Origin of the sequence: Nocardia brasiliensis IFM 10847, assembly GCF_000710915.1 — a bacterium.
Taxonomy (GTDB): domain Bacteria; phylum Actinomycetota; class Actinomycetes; order Mycobacteriales; family Mycobacteriaceae; genus Nocardia; species Nocardia brasiliensis_A.
The window spans coordinates 66,705-82,829 of sequence record NZ_BAUA01000087.1 but is presented as its reverse complement, the minus strand read 5'-3'; the positions used below and the strand labels follow the sequence as shown (position 1 = coordinate 82,829).

General features: G+C 68.3%; 14 protein-coding genes and 1 pseudogene. 5 read left to right on the top strand and 10 right to left on the bottom strand.

Annotated elements, in window-relative coordinates; genetic code table 11:
• Nucleotides 1-200 precede the first annotated feature (200 nt).
• The 3 genes from NBRGI_RS18830 to NBRGI_RS18820 all read left to right on the top strand — a co-directional run bounded on the left by NBRGI_RS18830 (nt 201) and on the right by NBRGI_RS18820 (nt 4,653).
• Entirely contained in the window at nt 201-1,943 is a 1,743-nt protein-coding gene (locus NBRGI_RS18830) for a beta-ketoacyl synthase (protein WP_235211010.1), read from the top strand.
• Nucleotides 1,940-3,496: a PfaD family polyunsaturated fatty acid/polyketide biosynthesis protein gene (locus NBRGI_RS18825; RefSeq protein ID WP_029898073.1), complete on the top strand. Its 1,557-nt coding sequence runs from the start codon at nt 1,940-1,942 to the stop codon at nt 3,494-3,496. Before NBRGI_RS18830 ends, NBRGI_RS18825 begins: the two co-directional genes overlap by 4 nt.
• 152 nt (nt 3,497-3,648) lie before the next feature.
• A complete protein-coding gene (locus NBRGI_RS18820; protein WP_029898070.1) occupies nt 3,649-4,653 on the top strand; it encodes an acyl-ACP desaturase in 1,005 nt (334 codons plus the stop codon).
• 71 nt (nt 4,654-4,724) lie between these two features.
• Here the strand turns inward: NBRGI_RS18820 and NBRGI_RS18815 are convergent, their stop codons facing one another.
• The 10 genes from NBRGI_RS18815 to NBRGI_RS18770 form a co-directional block, all read right to left on the bottom strand.
• Nucleotides 4,725-5,414, bottom strand: a complete 690-nt coding sequence (locus NBRGI_RS18815) for a DUF998 domain-containing protein (protein ID WP_148310869.1) — start codon at nt 5,412-5,414, stop codon at nt 4,725-4,727.
• Nucleotides 5,411-6,586 (bottom strand): lipase family protein, encoded by a 1,176-nt coding sequence (locus NBRGI_RS18810; RefSeq protein WP_235211009.1) that lies wholly within the window; start codon nt 6,584-6,586, stop codon nt 5,411-5,413. The genes NBRGI_RS18815 and NBRGI_RS18810 overlap by 4 nt, the downstream gene beginning before the upstream one ends.
• 190 nt (nt 6,587-6,776) lie before the next feature.
• Entirely contained in the window at nt 6,777-7,589 is an 813-nt protein-coding gene (locus NBRGI_RS18805) for a carbohydrate ABC transporter permease (protein WP_029898064.1), read from the bottom strand.
• The gene (locus NBRGI_RS18800) at nt 7,579-8,547 is read right to left on the bottom strand and encodes a carbohydrate ABC transporter permease (RefSeq protein ID WP_029898062.1); all 969 of its coding nucleotides are present in this window, start codon (nt 8,545-8,547) and stop codon (nt 7,579-7,581) included. Before NBRGI_RS18800 ends, NBRGI_RS18805 begins: the two co-directional genes overlap by 11 nt.
• 3 nt (nt 8,548-8,550) lie before the next feature.
• Nucleotides 8,551-9,408, bottom strand: coding sequence for a metallophosphoesterase (locus tag NBRGI_RS18795; RefSeq protein ID WP_029898060.1), 858 nt, complete (start codon nt 9,406-9,408; stop codon nt 8,551-8,553).
• Nucleotides 9,405-10,778, bottom strand: coding sequence for an ABC transporter substrate-binding protein (locus NBRGI_RS18790; protein WP_029898058.1), 1,374 nt, complete (start codon nt 10,776-10,778; stop codon nt 9,405-9,407). The genes NBRGI_RS18795 and NBRGI_RS18790 overlap by 4 nt, the downstream gene beginning before the upstream one ends.
• A 44-nt stretch (nt 10,779-10,822) precedes the next feature.
• Nucleotides 10,823-11,956 (bottom strand): ABC transporter ATP-binding protein, encoded by a 1,134-nt coding sequence (locus NBRGI_RS18785; RefSeq protein WP_036559771.1) that lies wholly within the window; start codon nt 11,954-11,956, stop codon nt 10,823-10,825.
• 12 nt (nt 11,957-11,968) lie between these two features.
• Nucleotides 11,969-12,862 carry an alpha/beta hydrolase family protein gene (locus tag NBRGI_RS18780; RefSeq protein ID WP_029898054.1) on the bottom strand — a complete coding sequence of 298 codons (894 nt, stop codon included), beginning with the start codon at nt 12,860-12,862 and terminating at the stop codon, nt 11,969-11,971.
• Nucleotides 12,859-13,383, bottom strand: a complete 525-nt coding sequence (locus NBRGI_RS18775) for a PaaI family thioesterase (RefSeq protein WP_029898052.1) — start codon at nt 13,381-13,383, stop codon at nt 12,859-12,861. The genes NBRGI_RS18780 and NBRGI_RS18775 overlap by 4 nt, the downstream gene beginning before the upstream one ends.
• 32 nt (nt 13,384-13,415) lie before the next feature.
• A complete protein-coding gene (locus NBRGI_RS18770) occupies nt 13,416-14,573 on the bottom strand; it encodes an acyl-CoA dehydrogenase family protein (RefSeq protein WP_029898050.1) in 1,158 nt (385 codons plus the stop codon).
• A 217-nt stretch (nt 14,574-14,790) separates the two neighbouring features.
• Here NBRGI_RS18770 and NBRGI_RS18765 point away from each other — a divergent pair, with 217 nt between their 5' ends.
• Nucleotides 14,791-15,723, top strand: coding sequence for a PDR/VanB family oxidoreductase (locus NBRGI_RS18765; RefSeq protein ID WP_029898048.1), 933 nt, complete (start codon nt 14,791-14,793; stop codon nt 15,721-15,723).
• An 87-nt stretch (nt 15,724-15,810) separates the two neighbouring features.
• Nucleotides 15,811-16,086: pseudogene (locus NBRGI_RS43950) on the top strand (hypothetical protein); the annotation flags it as partial.
• Nucleotides 16,087-16,125: the final 39 nt, after the last annotated feature.

Sequence of the window (16,125 nt, the reverse complement as noted above, 5' to 3'; positions counted from 1 at the left end):
ATCGAACGGGTGCGTCCCTGCCGCGCAATGACGGTCCGGTGCCGGCGCGCGGCAATCCCGCGACAGCCGTCGATGGGGACTTCCCCGACAGGCGGCAGGTTCAACCCGCAGGGCGCACGCACGACGGTGTGCGCGACACGGACAGCGTCGCCCGCACGCCACGACGTACGCAACCGCTGAGTGAAATCCGCGCAGGGGTAGTGACTGCGCATCGGGCAGCACTCGCCGCCCAGGTGGTCTTGCAGCGTGCGGCGTGGCAACGGGCCGTCGGCTCGCGGGCGGTGGACCTCTCGTCCGGTGCGGCACCCGAGTCGGCCTTCAAGCCGTTGGCGCGGACTGAGCGCATCGCCCTGGACCGAGACGCGTTGCAGCGACTCACCGAAGGCGATCTGGTCGGGGTGTTCGGCTCCGCTTACCACCGCGCCGGTGTCGAATCCGCAGCCCGGCTCGCCGCGGGGCAGCCGCTGGCGCTCACCGGGGTTACCGCCATCGAGCTGCGCGGCGGTACCGGAAAGGGCCGTCTCACGGCCACTTTCGACGGCGACCCGCACGCGGCGGCAGTGCAGGCAGCCGAGTTGTTCGCACTGTTCACCGGGATGCACCTGTGCCTGTCGGGCAGCACGCTGGTCGCCGCGCCCGTGCGCGGGCGAGCTGAGCGTGCGGCGGGCACACTCGACCTCCTCGTCACCGAGATCGATCTGATCCCGCGTCCGTACGTCACCGCTACGGTGGCTTTCCCGGGCGCGCAAGCGAACTCGCTGGTCACCGTCACTGTCGTCGAACCAGCCGGTGCCTCCGTCGGTCCCGGCGCGGCCGCACCGGGCACCCTGCTGAACGAATTCCACATGACGCAGCTGTCCCGCGGCGATCAAAGCATCGCCATGGGGCCGGAATTCGCGGCGTACACGGGCGTGCGCGCCACCCGGCTGCCTACCGGCGGTCTGCTGCTGGTCGACCGGGTGCTCGAATTCGACGGTGCTCGTGGGCGTTTGGACGGCGCCACCTATACCAGCGAATATGATGCTCCGGCGGACTCCTGGTATTACGGCGACACCGCCAATGATTCGATGCCGCATTTCGTCTATATGGAGACCTCGCTGCAGGCGGCGCTGCTGATGGGGTACTACGCGGGGCCGACGCTCACCCAGCCGGGCGTCACGTTGAGCCTGCGCAACCTGGGCGGCACGGCGACGGTGCTGCGGCAGGTCGACTTGCGGGACAAGACGATCGAGCAGTCCTCCCGGCTGCTGTCGACCACCATCCTGCCCGGATCGTCGTTGCAGACCTTCGATTACACGCTGAGTGTGGACGGTGCGCCGTTCTACGCCGGGGAAACCATGTTCGGCTACTTCAGCGACGAGGCGCTCGCGAACCAGACCGGACTCGACGCGGGTCGCACCGCGCCGACCTGGCTGGATGAACATGTGGACGCGCCGGTGCGGCGGATCGACGTGGCCGCTCGCCGGACCGACCCGCACGCGCGGCTGTGTGCGCGGCGAACGCTGGCGCTCGTCGACGAGATCGATGTGGTCGACGGCGGCGGGAAATACGATGCGGGATATCTGCATTCGCTGCGCGCGATCGACGGGTCGGACTGGTACTTCGAGCGGCACTTCCATCTCGACCCGGTGATCCCGGGTTCGCTGGGCGTCGAATCGGTCATCCACGCGCTACAGGAGTGGCTGCTCGACGCCGGGTACGCGGACGCCATGTGCGACCCGGTGTTTCGTATCCCCGCCGATATCGCGTTCAGCTGGCGCTACCGCGGGCAGTTCCTGCCGACCGACGGCACGGTCGAACTGGAGGCGCACATCAAAGAGATCCGGCGCGGCCCGCGCGGGGTCACCGTGATCGCGGACGGCTCGCTGTGGAAGCCGGGGTTGCGGATCTACGAATTGCTCGACCTCGCGGTCGAACTGGTCGAGCGGGAGGACGAACAGTGACCGCATCGCGGACCGAGCTGGTTGCCCAGAGCGCCGAGGAGATCTCCGCGCTGCTGCTCGATGTGCGACGACCGTGCTGGATCGTGCGCCACGACGGCAGGGTCGGGGCGACGTCGGAGCAGAGCGTCGCCGCCGCCGCGCAGGTGCTCGCCGCCGTTGCGCCGCTGCCACCGGAACTACTGGGCGACAGGCGTTTCGCCGCCGCCCACGGCGTCCGTGCCGCCTATGCGGCGGGGGCGATGGCCAACGGTATCGCCTCGCCCGCCCTGGTTTCGGCGATGGCGCGGGCGGGCTATCTGGCCTCTTACGGCGCCGCGGGTGTCACCCCGGCCGCCGTGGACGCCGCCCTCGGCGAGCTGGCTCGCACACTGGACGGTAAACCGTTTGCCTGCAACCTGATCCACAGTCCGTCCGAGCCGGCGCTGGAACGGGCCATCGTCGACTCCTGCCTGCGGCATCGGGTGCGCTGCGTGGAGGCGTCGGCGTTCATGGGGCTCACCGCGGAGGTGGTGCGTTACCGGGTGGCCGGGCTCGGGGTCGACCGGCAAGGGCGGGTCGAGGTCCGGAACCGATTGATCGCGAAAGTATCCCGGGTCGAGGTCGCCGAACCGTTCCTGCGGCCGGCACCGGCGAATCTGCTGCGCGGTCTGGTCGACGCGGGCGACGTGACCGCCGAGCAGGCGCGGCTGGCCGAACAGGTGCCGATGGCCGACGACATCACGGCCGAGGCCGATTCGGGCGGGCACACCGACCGCAGACCGCTGCTGGTGCTGTTGCCGGAAATCATCGCGGCGCGGGATCGGAGCACGCTGCCCGGGGCAGCCGCGGTACGGGTCGGCGCGGCGGGCGGCATCGGCACACCGGCGGCCGCGGCGGCGGCGTTCGCGCTGGGCGCGGCCTATGTGGTGACCGGCTCGATCAACCAGGCCACCCGGGAAGCCGCCCAGTGCGCGACCACGAAACAGCTACTCGCCCGAGCAGATTTCGCGGATTGCACGATGGCACCCTCGTCGGACATGTTCGAACTCGGTGTGCAGGTGCAGGTTTTGCGTCGTGGCACCATGTTCGCGGCTCGGGCGCAGCGACTGTACGACACCTATCGTTCCTACGCCGGGATCGACGATATCCCCGCGGCACTGCGGCGTGACCTCGAGACGACGCTGTTCCGGCGGCCGCTGGACGCGGTATGGCAGGACTGCGTCGCCTACTTCACCGAGCGTGACCCGGCACAGCTGATCGGCGCGGCCGAAGACCCCAAGCGGAAGATGGCGCTGGTGTTCCGGTGGTATCTGGGCCTGTCCTCCGGGTGGAGCATCCGTGGTGCAGCAGATCGCGTCGCCGACTATCAGGTGTGGTGCGGGCCCGCCATGGGCGGGTTCAACAACTGGGTCGCGGGGACGTATCTGGCGGCGCTGGACAACAGGCACGTCGCCGACATCGCCGATCAGATGATGCTCGGCACGGCCTACCTGACCCGGGTCGCGCAACTGCGGACCGCCGGCGTGCGGTTGCCCGCCGCGTGCGCCCGGTTCCTGCCCCTGCCACTGACGTAAGCCGCTGATCAGCGGGTACGCGCCGGTACCCGGCAAGGTGGGGGCGGCGGTTGATTTGGCACCTACGGATCCGTAGGCTCGCTGAGGTTGTCGCGCGGACGGTGCGATCCGTCTGCGTTCCGGGTGAGCCGAAACGTCTGAGGGGAACACATATGGGGCGTCATCTGACCCAGCTGGAGCTGCTCATCGAGCTCGAGCCGGTGGCCGCGGCGAATGTCGACCGGCACCTGTCGATGACGAAGGACTGGCACCCCCACGACTACGTGCCGTGGGACGAAGGACGCAACTTCGCCGCGCTGGGCGGCGTCGACTGGGACCCGGAGCAGTCGCGGCTATCGGACGTGGCCAAGGCGGCCATGATCACCAACCTGCTCACCGAGGACAACCTGCCGTCGTATCACCGTGTGATCGCCGAGAACTTCTCCCAGGACGGCGCCTGGGGCACCTGGGTGGGCCGCTGGACCGCCGAGGAGAACCGGCACGGCATCGTGATGCGGGACTACCTGGTGGTCAGCCGCGGCGTGGACCCGGTCGAACTGGAAAACGCCAGAATGGCGGCGATGACGACCGGGTTCGACCCGCTGGCCGTGGCCGAACGCCGCGAAGTCGACCCGGATGTCGTGCCCAACGCCGGATTCCTGCTCGGTGTCGCGTACGTGACGTTCCAGGAGCTCGCCACCCGGCTCAGCCACCGCAACACCGGACGGGTGTGCAACGACCCCATCGCGGACAAGATGCTGCAACGCATCGCCGCCGACGAGAACCTGCACATGATCTTCTACCGGAACATGTGCGGTGCGGCGCTGGACCTGGCGCCGGATCAGGCGCTCGAGGCGATCACGCTCACGCTGATGAACTTCCAGATGCCGGGCGCGGAGAACCCCAACTTCCGCCGCTACGGCGCGCTGATGGCCAAACACGGCATCTACGACATGCGCCAGCATCTCGAAGACGTGATCATGCCGGTGCTGCGGATCTGGAAAGTGTTCGAGCGCAACGACTTCACCGCCCGCGGCGAGCAGTCGCGCGAGCAACTCGCGGCCTTCCTCGCGAAGTACGAGAGCGACATGCTGAAGTTCGAGGAACGCCGCGACCGGATCGCCGCGCGCCAGGCCGCCAAACGTGACTCGGCGCCGTTGACCACCACGGTGGTCTGAGCCGGTCACGCCACCCGTGCCCGGTGTGGACGCCGGGTACGGGCTGCGCATCGGCGCAACGCGTCCGCAGATCAGCTTCCGTCGGTCCGCTGGGAGATCCGGGGAAGCGCGGCCAGGACAACGACGCCGGTCAGAATCCGCCAGAGCACGAACGGGTCGATCGCCAGGCGTTCGGCCGCGCCGGCGCCCAGGCCGAGATGATCGGTGGCGAGGCTGGCGACCATGCCGAACACGGTGACGACGATCAGCGCGACGGTGGCGAGCGCGAACCCGCGATGACGCCGATAGAGCCAGGCGATGATGATCATGATCGCCAGGCCGGTCACCAGCTCGACGATCGCCCCGGTCGGGTGCAGTACGGCGCGTGCCCGGCTGCCGCCGGGCACCTCGTCCGCGCTCCCCGGGAAGAGGCCGACGAGCATGATGGCGACGCAATTGACCAGGGCCAGGAGGGGAACGGCCCATCCGAGAAGGTTTTTCGGCAGCAGCGGCGTCAGGCACAGTGCCGCACCGAGGACGAGCACGCCGAGCAGCACGAACTCGGCCGACATCACCGCATGCCATGGCGAACAGATGTAGCGTGACGGCACCAACCCGTACTGTCCCATGTCGCCGAGACATTCGGGCACGCCGAGGTCGCTGATCATGTTGCCGGCCCAGCCGTACCCGGGCTCGGCCCAGCGCGCCGCCACCACCGCCTGCACGACGTAGTAGGACGCCGTCAGGATCAGCAGCGCCGCACCGGCTTTGCGCCGCCTCATCGGCGACACGTCGTAGCAGGGGCGGGCTGTCCCGCGAATCGGTCGTTGATCCACGCGGTCACGGACTCGCCGCGAGCCCGCCACGCCTCGTGTCCGCCCGGCAGCACGTTGTCCACCAAATTCGTGCCGAGCGAGCACATGTCGGCGACCGCCTGGTTGGTCCACGCGGTGCTGACCAGATCGTCGTTGTCGCCGCGGGAGATGAAGGTCGGAATGTCGGTGACCGCCTTGGGTAGGTTGCCGCCGGCTTCGTAGTCGGCGAGTGCGCGCCGCGCCGCGTCGTCGACGAACTGCGCGGCAGCGGGCGTGGCGGCCTGACCGATGGCCAGGTCCTTCAGCGTGGTCTGCCCGGTGCAGAGCGCTTGCAGCCGCGGCGCGGCCGTGAGCAGCGGCCCGTGCAGTACTTTGTCGAACGAATAGTCCGGGTCGCTGTAGCGGACCGCCGACACCAGGTAGGGCAGCAGCATGTACTGCCCGACCGTCAGCGTCTTCGTCTCCGCGGCTTGCGCCAGTTCGCTGCGCAACGCCGGCGACAACAGCACATCCCCGATGATCTCGAGCTCCGGCGCGTAGGTCGCGGCCGTCTCCGCTGCGGACTCGGTGGCCCGCCCGCCCTGCGAAAGCCCCACCAGGACCACCTTTTTCGTCAACGGCAGGTCGAGCTGCCGGACCGCCCGGATGGAGTCGAGCACGTCGTATCCGGACGATTCGGCGTGCAGGTACGGCGCCGCACCCGGCCCGTCGAGCCCCTGATAGTTGGTCATCACCACCGCCTTGTGGGCGTCGAGCAGGTTGGCCACGGTCACGTCGTTGCCGTACAGCGCGGGCGAGTTCGTGGGCGCGCAGTCACTGACCACGCCCGCCGTGCCGTGCGCGTAGGCCACCAACGGCCAACCGCCTTCCGGTGCGGTGCCTTTCGGCAAGTACACCGCGCCCGACACCTCGATGGGCGATTTGTCCGGTGCGGTGGAGATGTAGCGAAAATAGGTTGCCGAGGCGGCCGCCGCGGCGATGGTGGGACCGCCGTTGGTGAGCGGCCGCTGGGCGAGCAGCGTGCCCGGCCGCTGCGGGGTCTGCGGATCCGCGTCGTTCGAGGCCGAACCGCAGCTCGCGGCCAGCAGCACCGCGGTCGCGGTCAGGCAAACCCACGTCAGTGCCCTTTTCGGTCGCACGTTCCTGTTGCTCCTTCGATTCTGCTGCGCACCGTCGGTCGAACCCGTATCCAGCAAGATCAGGATGTCCTGTGATCGCGGTCTCCGCACGCGTCAGTGAGCGGAATCTCAACCTCGGCACCGATTCGTAACCCGCAACGGCTGGTGCGTGAAGCCGGACTTCAGCGAGTCACGGCTGTGCTTATCGGCGTCATTTCAACCCGGACCGCACGAACGCGTTCACGATATGCCGTTGCAGCAGCAGATACATCAGCAACACCGGCAAGCAGGCGAGGCTGGCGAGCGCCATCATCGGCCCCCATTGATCGCCCTCGGTGCCCATGAAACTGCGCAGCCCGAGCTGGAGCACGCTGTTGGACCGACGCAGCACCACCGCGGGCCAGAAGTACTCGTTCCAGGCGTTGATGAAGAGCAGAATGCCCAGGGCCGCCAGTGCGGGCCGCAGATTCGGCACCACGACCGTCCAGAGGATTGACCACGACGAACGCCCGTCGATCTTGGCCGCGGCCACCAGCTCCTTGGGAAAACTCGCCATGTGCTGGCGCAGCATCAACACCGCGAGCGCCGAGCACAGGGTCGGCAGCACGACGCCGATCAGCGAGTTGAGCAACCCGAGCCGGGTGAGCAACACGTAATTCGGCAGCATCGTCACCTGGAACGGCACCAGCCAGGTGCCGACGAACGCGAGATACAGCAGCTTCTGCAACGGAAACGTGTACATCGCGAACGCGTACGAGGCCAGCAGAGCCACCAGCAACTGTCCCGCCGCGGACAGCGCCGCGATGAAGAAGGTGTTGCCGATCAGCCCCGGCACGTCCACCTTGTCGGCGGCGTCGGTGTAGTTGGCGAACGAGATCGGCCACGGAACGGGCGAGAGCGACGTGACGTCTTCGGGCCGCCGCAGCGAGGTGGCGAACAGCCAATAGATCGGGAACACGCACACCGCGGCGGTGGCCGCCAGCAGCACATGGCTACCAGCGGTGCGCAGTCGTTCAATCATCATGGAAAGCAACCTTTTCCGAGATCCAGACCAGGATCCCGGCGAGCACACCGAACCCGGCGAACAGCAACACTCCGGCCGCGGCGCTCAGCCCCGCGTCGAAGGAGTGAAAGGCGTAGTCCCACAGCAGGTAGTAGATATTGGTCGTCGCCTGTGCGGGCCCGCCCTGAGTCATCGAGTCGATCAGCGGGAAGGTGAGCACCGGACTGAGCAACACGGTGGTGAGCACGAGGAACAGCACACTGGGGGAGAGCAGGGGCAACGTGATCCACCACCGGATCTGACCGGCGTTCGCGCCGTCCACCCGCGCCGCCTCGTCGTAATCTCCGCTGATGCTTGCCAATCCGGCCCACACCACCAGCACCGAGAAGCCGAGCAGCTGCCAGCCGGTGATCCCGATGATCACCGCGTGAGCTGTGCTCACGTCGTACACCCAATTGCGGTCCGAGCCGAGCAACTGGTCGACGAACCCGCCGCCCGGGTGCAGCAGCCACCGCCAAACAGCCGCTGCCGCAACGGGAGCGACCAGGAACGGGACGAAGATCAGCGCCTGATAGATCGTTGCGGCCCGGCCCCGCACCCGCTTGCTCGCCAGCGCGATCAGCACCGGCAGCAGCACGGTGAACGGCAGCAGGCCGAGGATCAGCGCGCCGGTGCGGCCGATCGACTGCCAGAACGCGGGCAGGTCCATGAGTCGGGCATAGTTGCCGGTGCCGACCGGCTGCATCGGCGTGGTCGGCAGCAGATTCCAAGAGTACGTGGACAATTCGGCCGCCTGGACGAGTGGGCGGTAGGTCCAGACCACGAGCAGCAACAGCGCGGGCGCCAGGTACAGGTACGGCACCACGAACCGCCCCGTCCGGCGGAACCGGGCGAGGCGGGGCGCGCAGGGCGCCGGGGCGAGGGCGGCGGCCGGCTCGGCCACTGTGTCGGCGGGGCGCGGCAGGTCGACGACGAACACGACCTACCGTGCCTCCGCCGCCAGCGCGGCGAGTTGATCCAGCACGTCCTGTTCGGCTCTGTCGTAGACGGTTTCGGCGGGGGTCGCCTCGATCGCGGTGGCCACCATGGTGGTGCCGAGCAGGTCGATCCGGCTGTAACCGAACCCGACGAGCCCGCGGTGCCGTCCGACCGGAGCGATCGTGTCGATCCGGTAGGACAGCGGCGGTCCGATCCAGACCGGGACGCCGCCGAGCGCAGCGGCGGCGGTGAGGTGGTTGTGCCCGCAGATGATCAGCCGCACATCGGTTCCCGCGATCACCTCGTCGAGCAGCTCGGGCTGTTCGAGTCGCAGCAACTCGGTGGTGGCGATCGGCGACGGGATCGGCGGGTGGTGCAGGACGAGCAGCGTGCCGTGTTGCGCGGGTGTGCGCAGCTGCCGTTCCAGCCAATCCAGTTGATGCGCCTCGAGTTTGCCGTCGTGGCGGCGGGGCGTAGTGCTGTCCAATGCGATGATGCGCAATCCGGTGACGTCGAAGACCTGGTCGAAGGTCGCGTCGGGATCGGCTGCCGCGCGGTCGCTGTCGAGCAATTCGGTGCCGAATGCGGCACGGTCGTCGTGGTTGCCCATCGCGTAGACGGTCTGCGCGCCGAGTTCGGCGGCCACCGGTTCGACCGCGTCGCGCAGGCGTCGATACGCTTCGGGCGTACCGGTGTCGGTGAGATCGCCGGACAGCACGATGGCGTCGATCGGCTGCTGCGAGGCTCGAATCTGTTGCAGCACATGGGTGAGGTTGGCGTAGGTGTCCACCGTTCCGTGCACCAGTTCACCGGGCGGCCGGATGTGGGTGTCGGTGAGCTGGACGATCGTGACCGTGCTCATGCGGCCGGCAGCAGTTCGGCGCCCTGCTCGCGGGCGGCGGTGAGCGTGGACTGCGGATCCTTACCCTGGAACACGATCGCTTCGACGGCGTCCATCATGCCGTCGCGGATCTGCAGATAGTTCGTGCCCGGCATGGACACCCAGGGCTCCATGGTCGCCAACTGCGCGACATTCGGTGCCAGCAGCGGGTTCTCGGCCGACCACTGCTTCAGTCCGGCCGGGTCGTCCATCAGCCCGGTGCGCAGCGGGAGGTACCCGATGCCGGCGGAGATCTTGGTGTAGGCCTGCTCGCTGGTGAGGAACTTGATCAGCTCCCAGGAGGCGCGCTGCTTGGCCGGGTCGTTGGACAGGATGTGCAGGGAAGCACCGGAATTCGTCGGCACTGTCGGCTTGCTCCCGAAGCCGGGCATCGGCGCCGAGCGCAGGTCCCACTTGTCCTTGGCGCCGGCGGTGAAGGTGCCCTGGATCGCGCTGGTCTCCAGGATCATGCCGATCTCACCGCGGGCGAAGGCCTCATAGCCCTGCTTCTGGTTGAGTTTCGGCATGCTGCCGGACGCGACGAGCTGCTGGTTCATCCGGGCGACCTCGACGACGGGTGCGTCGGCGAAGGTGAGGTTCTTGCGATCCTCGGTGATCACCCGGCCGCCGTTGGACCGCACCAGCGACTGGAAGCACCAGTCCTTCGCGGTCTTGGTGAGGCAGTCGACGTAGATGCCACCCTTGCCGGTCTTGCCGGTGATCGCGGCCGACGCCTCCGCGACCTGCTGCCAGGTCGTCGGCGGCTTGGCCGGATCGAGTCCGGCGGCACCGAAGAGCGAAGCGTTGTAATAGAGCACGGGCGTGGAGAAGACGAAGGGCACGCCGTAGGTGTGGCCGTCCCAGTCCGCGAGCGTGCGGGCCTTCGGCGCGTACGGATGTTTCGCGCCGTCGAAGTTGCGCTGTACCGCGTCCTTGGAGACGAGCTTGTCCAGCGGCTTCGCGCCGAGTTGATGAATGGTGAAGTCCAGGTCGCTGAAACCGAGTTGCGCGACGTCGGGCGGGTTGCCCGCGACTGTCTGGTTCTGGATGCTGGAGATCGTGTCGGTGGCCGGATTCGGGCTGTTGCCCTGCGGCTTCTGCGCAGTCACCGTGATGTTCGGGAACTTGCTCCGGAAGTCGGCGATGAGCGTGTTGAAGGTATCGGTCCACGCTCCGGCGAGTCCGTAGTTGTAGGACTCGAACACGATGGACACCTGCTGATCCGGCCGCAGTTCCGGGATCTGTGCGGTGTCGGTGTTCGAATCGGTGGTGGTGCTCCCGAGTCCGCCGCATGCGCTGAGCGCGACGGTGGTTGCGAACACCAGGCCCAAGATGGGCGCGGTGCGTTTCACGGTGTTCTCCTCATTCATCGGTGTTTGGACGGCGTTATCCCGAGTCAGGCGACGGCGACCGGTGTTTCGGCGGTGTCGCGTTCGGTCTCCGGATGCGGCTCCTGCCAGCTCATCCGCAGTCCGGAGGCCGGCTCGAACAGGTGGATATGGGCGGGGTCGACGCGCAGTCCGATGCTGTCGCCGGCCTGCACGCCGACCGGCCTCGGCGCTCGGGCGCACAGCGTGTGCTCGCCGGTGCCGAAGTGGACGAGTTCTTCGCTGCCCAGGTTCTCGACCATGTGCACGCGGCCGCGGATGTCCATCGCGGCGGCATCGAGCCGCAGCTGTTCGGGCCGGATACCCGCGGTGACCTCGATGTCATCGCCGAAAGGCGCGGCAGTGAACGGCAATTCGGCGTCGATCCCCTCGGCCACCAAGTAGAGCCTGCCGCGGCGCTCGGTGACCACGCCGGGGAACAGGTTCATCGGCGGCGCGCCGAGAAACCCTGCGACGAAGGTGGATCGGGGCCGGTCGTACAGCTCGGTCGGTGTGCCGAGCTGCTCCACCTGCCCGGCCTTGAGCAGCGCGATCCGGTCGGCCATGGTCATCGCCTCGACCTGATCGTGGGTGACGTAGAGGAATGTCGCCCCGAGTCTGCGATGCAGCGCGATCAGCTCGGCGCGGGTCGCGCTGCGCAGTTTGGCGTCCAGGTTGGACAGCGGTTCGTCCATCAGGAACGCGCCGGGATCGCGCACCATCGCGCGGGCCAAAGCGACTCGCTGCCGCTGCCCGCCCGAGAGCGCGGCGGGCCTGCGGCGCAGCAGTTCGTCGAGTCCGAGTACCGACGCCACCTCCGCCACCCGCTCGGCGATCTTCGCGCGCGGCGTGCGCCGTGCGCGCAACGGGAACCCGATGTTCTTCGCCACGGTCAGATGCGGGTACAGCGCGTAACTCTGGAACACCATCGCGAGGTCGCGCTGCTGCGGCGCTCGATGCGTGATGTCGGTGTCGTCCAGCATGATCCGGCCGTCGGTCGGGTCTTCGAGTCCCGCGATCATCCGCAGCAGTGTGGACTTGCCGCAGCCGCTCGGACCGAGCAGCACCAGGAACTCGCCGTCGGCGATGTCGAGGTTCACCTCGCGGACCGCGTAGGTCGCGCCGAATTGCTTCGACACCTTGTCGATGCGCAGTCTTGCCACCGGTTTTCCCCCTCAGCCGGGCAGTGCGCCGGCGACGATCCAGGTCGCGACACGGGCCGCGATCACCGGAGAATCCTTGACCCAGGTGAAGTGATCTCGATGCTCGACCGGCGCGTGCTCGTCGATATGCCACTGGGTGACCGCGGCTTTCGGCATCCGGGCGACCAGGAAGTCGACATTCGACTTGGGCCCGAGCACGTCGTCGGACAGTGAGATCGCCAGCACCGGTGTCGTCATGGCGCGCAGCAGTGTGTTGTACTGCCGCTCGGTGCCTTTCGGCCGGTAGTAGCTGGTGAGCGAGTGCATCGCCCAGTCGCGCATCACGCCGCCGGGCATCGGCGCCGGGATCAGCACGCCGCCGGGCCAGTGGCCCTTCCAACGGGAGACCAGCCCGATCCACTGGATCTGGCTCAGTGCCTCCAACCAGCGCCGCGGCCCGAACGCCCACCAGAACACCGTGCCCGTGCCGATGACCGTGACCCCGGCGATGTCGTCCGGTCGGGCCGCCGCGTACAGCAGCGCGAGCTGCCCACCGAGACTGTGCCCGAAGAAGTGCACCGGCGCGTCCGGAAAGCGTTGCCGCACAGCGGCGACGATCGCGGGCAGGTCGATCTCGAGCATTTCCCGGTAGCCGAAGTCGCGGTGCAACCCGAGTTCGGGCCGGGCCTCGCCGTGTGCCCGTAGATCGCAGGTGGCCACCGAAAGGTTTTGGGCATTCAGCTCTTTGGCGAGAGACAGGTAGTTCTTGGCCTTCATCGCCATGGCGGGCAGAATCAGCACGACGGGTGCGCCGGGCTTGCTGCCCGGCAGAAATCGCACGGTGAAGGTGACGTCGTCGGCGGTCGTCACCGTCGCCGCCTCGAGGGCGCCGAACTCGGCGCGCTTCCCGGCGTCCGCGGTGGTCATCGGTCGCCCTCGGCGATCGTCACATCGCAGACGTAGTCGAAGGTGAACTTGGCGACCACGACGTCGCTGTCATCGACCAGCACCGCCTTGCCGGACAGCTCGAACCTGTTCGACACCGCGGCGGCGAGCACCTGCGCGAGTTCACGGTGGTCGACGGTGGCGATCGCGCGGATCCGCCCCAGCGCGGGCTTGCGATAGGAGGCGGTGCCGGCGCGCAGCACCAGCCGCTCGACGGTGGACAGGCGGGTGGCCGCCGCACCGACGAAGGCGGCCGCGCCGCCGATGTCCGCGGCGGTGAACAGCGCACCGGCGTGCACGGTGCCCATGTGGTTGCCGACGGTGTCGACGGCGGGGATCTCGACGACGGCCCGCTCCGGGCCGATCTCGGTGATGACCGTGCCGACATGGCGGCCGAACGGCACCATGTCCTGCGACACGGCCCGCAGGTAGTCGTAATCGACGGCGGCGCCGTCGAGTTCGGGATAGGCGGCGGCGAAACCGGCGATCTCGCGCGTGGTCATGGGTACTCCCTGCTGGATTGGATCGGGTGTGCTCAGCGGTTACGCAGTGCGCGGCGGGCGATCGACCAGCGCAGCACCTCGGACGGGCCCTCGTAGATCCGGAACGCCCTGGCCTCCACCAGGAACCGCGCGACCAGGTAGTCCTCGCAGACGCCGAGGCCACCGTGCAGCTGCACCGCCCGGTCGAGGACTCGCCAGACCGCCTCGGAGACGAACGTTTTCGCGATCGAGGCATCGTGGCGCGCCTGTGCGGAGGTGGGACCCTGCGCGTCGATGGTTTCCGCCGCGGTGCGGATGATTCCGCGCGCCGCGGCGATATCGATCTCGTTGTCGGCGACCATGCCCTGGGCCAGGCCGTGATCCGCGATGGGCACGCCGAAAGAGGTTCTGCTGCTGATGTGTTCGATGGCGAGGTGGTGCGCGCGCACCGCGAGCCCCAGCCAGTTCATGCAGAACACGAGCCGGGACGGAGCGAGCCGCACCTGCGCCAGTGCCAGACCCTGGCCCACCGCGCCGAGTACCGCGGCATCGGGCACCTCGCAATCGACGAAGGTGACCTCGCAGTGTCCGCCGGGTGCGCTGGTGTGGTCCAGCGTCGGCATCCGGCGTCCGACGCGCAGGCCGGGATTGTCCTGGTCGACCAGGAACATCGTCGGGCCCTCGGTGGTGCGGGCCACGCAGATGGTGAAGGCGGCGCCCTGGGCGCCGGTGGTGAAGTGCTTGGCTCCGTTGATGACCCAGCCGCTGTCGGTCTCCTCGGCCACGGTTTGCAGCATGCCGGGATCCGAGCCCGCACCCGGGGCGGGTTCGGTCATCGCGATGGCCGAGCGCACGTCTCCGGCGGCCAGCGGCGCGAGGTAGCGCTGCTGCTGTTCGGCATCGGCGACGTGCGCGAGCAGATGGATATTGCCGTCGTCGGGTGCCCAGGCATTCACCGCGAGCGGCCCGAGCAGGCTGGCGCCCGCGGCTTCCAGCACCTGCGCCTGGGACCGCGTGTCCAGACCGAGCCCACCGTATTTCGGGTCCGACAACGGCCCGAACACGCCCGCCTCTTTCGCCTTCTTCTGCAGGTCCAGGCGCAGCGCGTCGTCCATCACCCGACCGTCGACGACGACCTCGCGTTCCACCGGAACGACCTGGTCACGAATGAACTGGGTGGTTTTGTCCACCAATTGGCGCACAGTGGTCATGGCGCAAGTCTCGGGTCCACCCGGGGGTCCGAGTCGGGGCGATAGTCAACGTCGATCGCCCGAATCGTCTGCGCGTTCGCCTGCTCCGTGCGCGTGCCTCGTCCGCGACGGTGGTCCTGACTGACCGGGTTGGCGGCCGATCAGGTCAGCGTCGACCAACGGTCGAGCGAGGCGCACGGTGCGGATCGGCTCGACCCTCGAGGAAAGGGCCCATGGCATGACCGAGATTCCGGTGCTGGTGTCGGCTCGTCGCGACGAGGCCGAGCGGGTGTTCTCGCTGGAGCTGTCCGCCGCCTCGGGCGGCGATCTGCCGGGCTGGACGCCGGGCGCTCACATCGATGTCGGGGTGGGTGCGGCGGGCGTACGGCAGTATTCGCTGTGCGGCGATCCGGCCGACCGGCGCAGGTGGCGGATCGCCGTGCTGCACGAGCCGGACGGGCGTGGGGGTTCGGCGCAGCTGCACCGCACTGCGCTGCCGGGTACGCGGCTCCAGGTTTCGTTGCCCCGCAACAACTTCGAGCTGGTCGCGCGCGAGAGCTATGTGTTCGTCGCCGGTGGTATCGGTATCACCCCGATCCTGCCCATGGTGGTCGCCGCGGCGGCGGCCGGCGCCCGGTGGTCGTTGTACTACGGCGGGCGCACCCGGGCGCATATGGCATTCGCCGACCTGCTAGCCGAGCGGTATCCGCACGCGGTGCTGCTCCCGCAGGACGAGCACGGACTGCTGCCGCTCCCGACGATCCTGGCCGAGAATCCCACCGCCGCCGTGTATTGCTGTGGTCCCGAGCCGTTGCTCGCCGCGGTGGAAGCCGAGGCCGCCGACCGCGGTCTTCCCGTCCATCTCGAACGCTTCGTCCCGAGACCGATCACGGCGACCCCGAATCGTCCCTTCGAGGTCCGAATCGCGAGCAGCGGTAGGATTTTCGCGATCGATGCGCAGCAGTCCGTGGCCGACGTGCTGGAGCGCGCGGGCATCGGCATCATCACCTCCTGCCGCGAGGGCACCTGCGGCACCTGCGAAACCCCCGTCCTCGCCGGGGAGATCGATCACCGCGATTCGCTGCTCACCGCAGCGGAGCAGGCCCGCGGCGACACCATGATGCTCTGCGTATCCCGCGCCCACTCCGATGTGCTCGTCCTGGACCTCTGACGCGGCTCTTCGACTTGCCGGTGATTCCACGGCCGGCCGGCGGCATGCTCGGTGTGCCGAATTTTTCCGAACACGTCAATTGTCGCGGTGGCCGCAGGGCTTGCCGCCGCACTCGGCATCGCCGCCGGTACCGTCAACGCGGCCCCCATCGCCGCCGACATTTCCGATCGCACCGCGACGCTGACCCCGCAGCTCGACATGGCGAAGGCCACCTACCAGCCGGTCGCCCTGCCGTTCGAGGACAAGGCGCCGTGGAAGAACGAATACGACCGTGAGCAGGCGGCCTGGAGCCGGATGACCAGCACGATCAGCATGGGCGCCACCATCGGCACCCTGGTCGGTGGTCTGGGCGGGTCTTTCGTATAGTCGCGGCTCGAGTCTCGTTGCGGTAGCTGGAAAGTC

Bases quoted from the DNA above. Each gene is read 5' to 3' on its own strand.
- NBRGI_RS18775 (WP_029898052.1), bottom strand. From the start codon at position 13,383: ATGACCACGCGCGAGATCGCCGGTTTCGCCGCCGCCTATCCCGAACTC.
- NBRGI_RS18770 (WP_029898050.1), bottom strand. From the start codon at position 14,573: ATGACCACTGTGCGCCAATTGGTGGACAAAACCACCCAGTTCATTCGT.
- NBRGI_RS18805 (WP_029898064.1), bottom strand. From the start codon at position 7,589: ATGATGATTGAACGACTGCGCACCGCTGGTAGCCATGTGCTGCTGGCG.
- NBRGI_RS18815 (WP_148310869.1), bottom strand. From the start codon at position 5,414: ATGAGGCGGCGCAAAGCCGGTGCGGCGCTGCTGATCCTGACGGCGTCC.
- NBRGI_RS18780 (WP_029898054.1), bottom strand. From the start codon at position 12,862: ATGACCACCGCGGACGCCGGGAAGCGCGCCGAGTTCGGCGCCCTCGAG.
- NBRGI_RS18795 (WP_029898060.1), bottom strand. From the start codon at position 9,408: ATGAGCACGGTCACGATCGTCCAGCTCACCGACACCCACATCCGGCCG.
- NBRGI_RS18820 (WP_029898070.1), top strand. From the start codon at position 3,649: ATGGGGCGTCATCTGACCCAGCTGGAGCTGCTCATCGAGCTCGAGCCG.
- NBRGI_RS18765 (WP_029898048.1), top strand. From the start codon at position 14,791: ATGACCGAGATTCCGGTGCTGGTGTCGGCTCGTCGCGACGAGGCCGAG.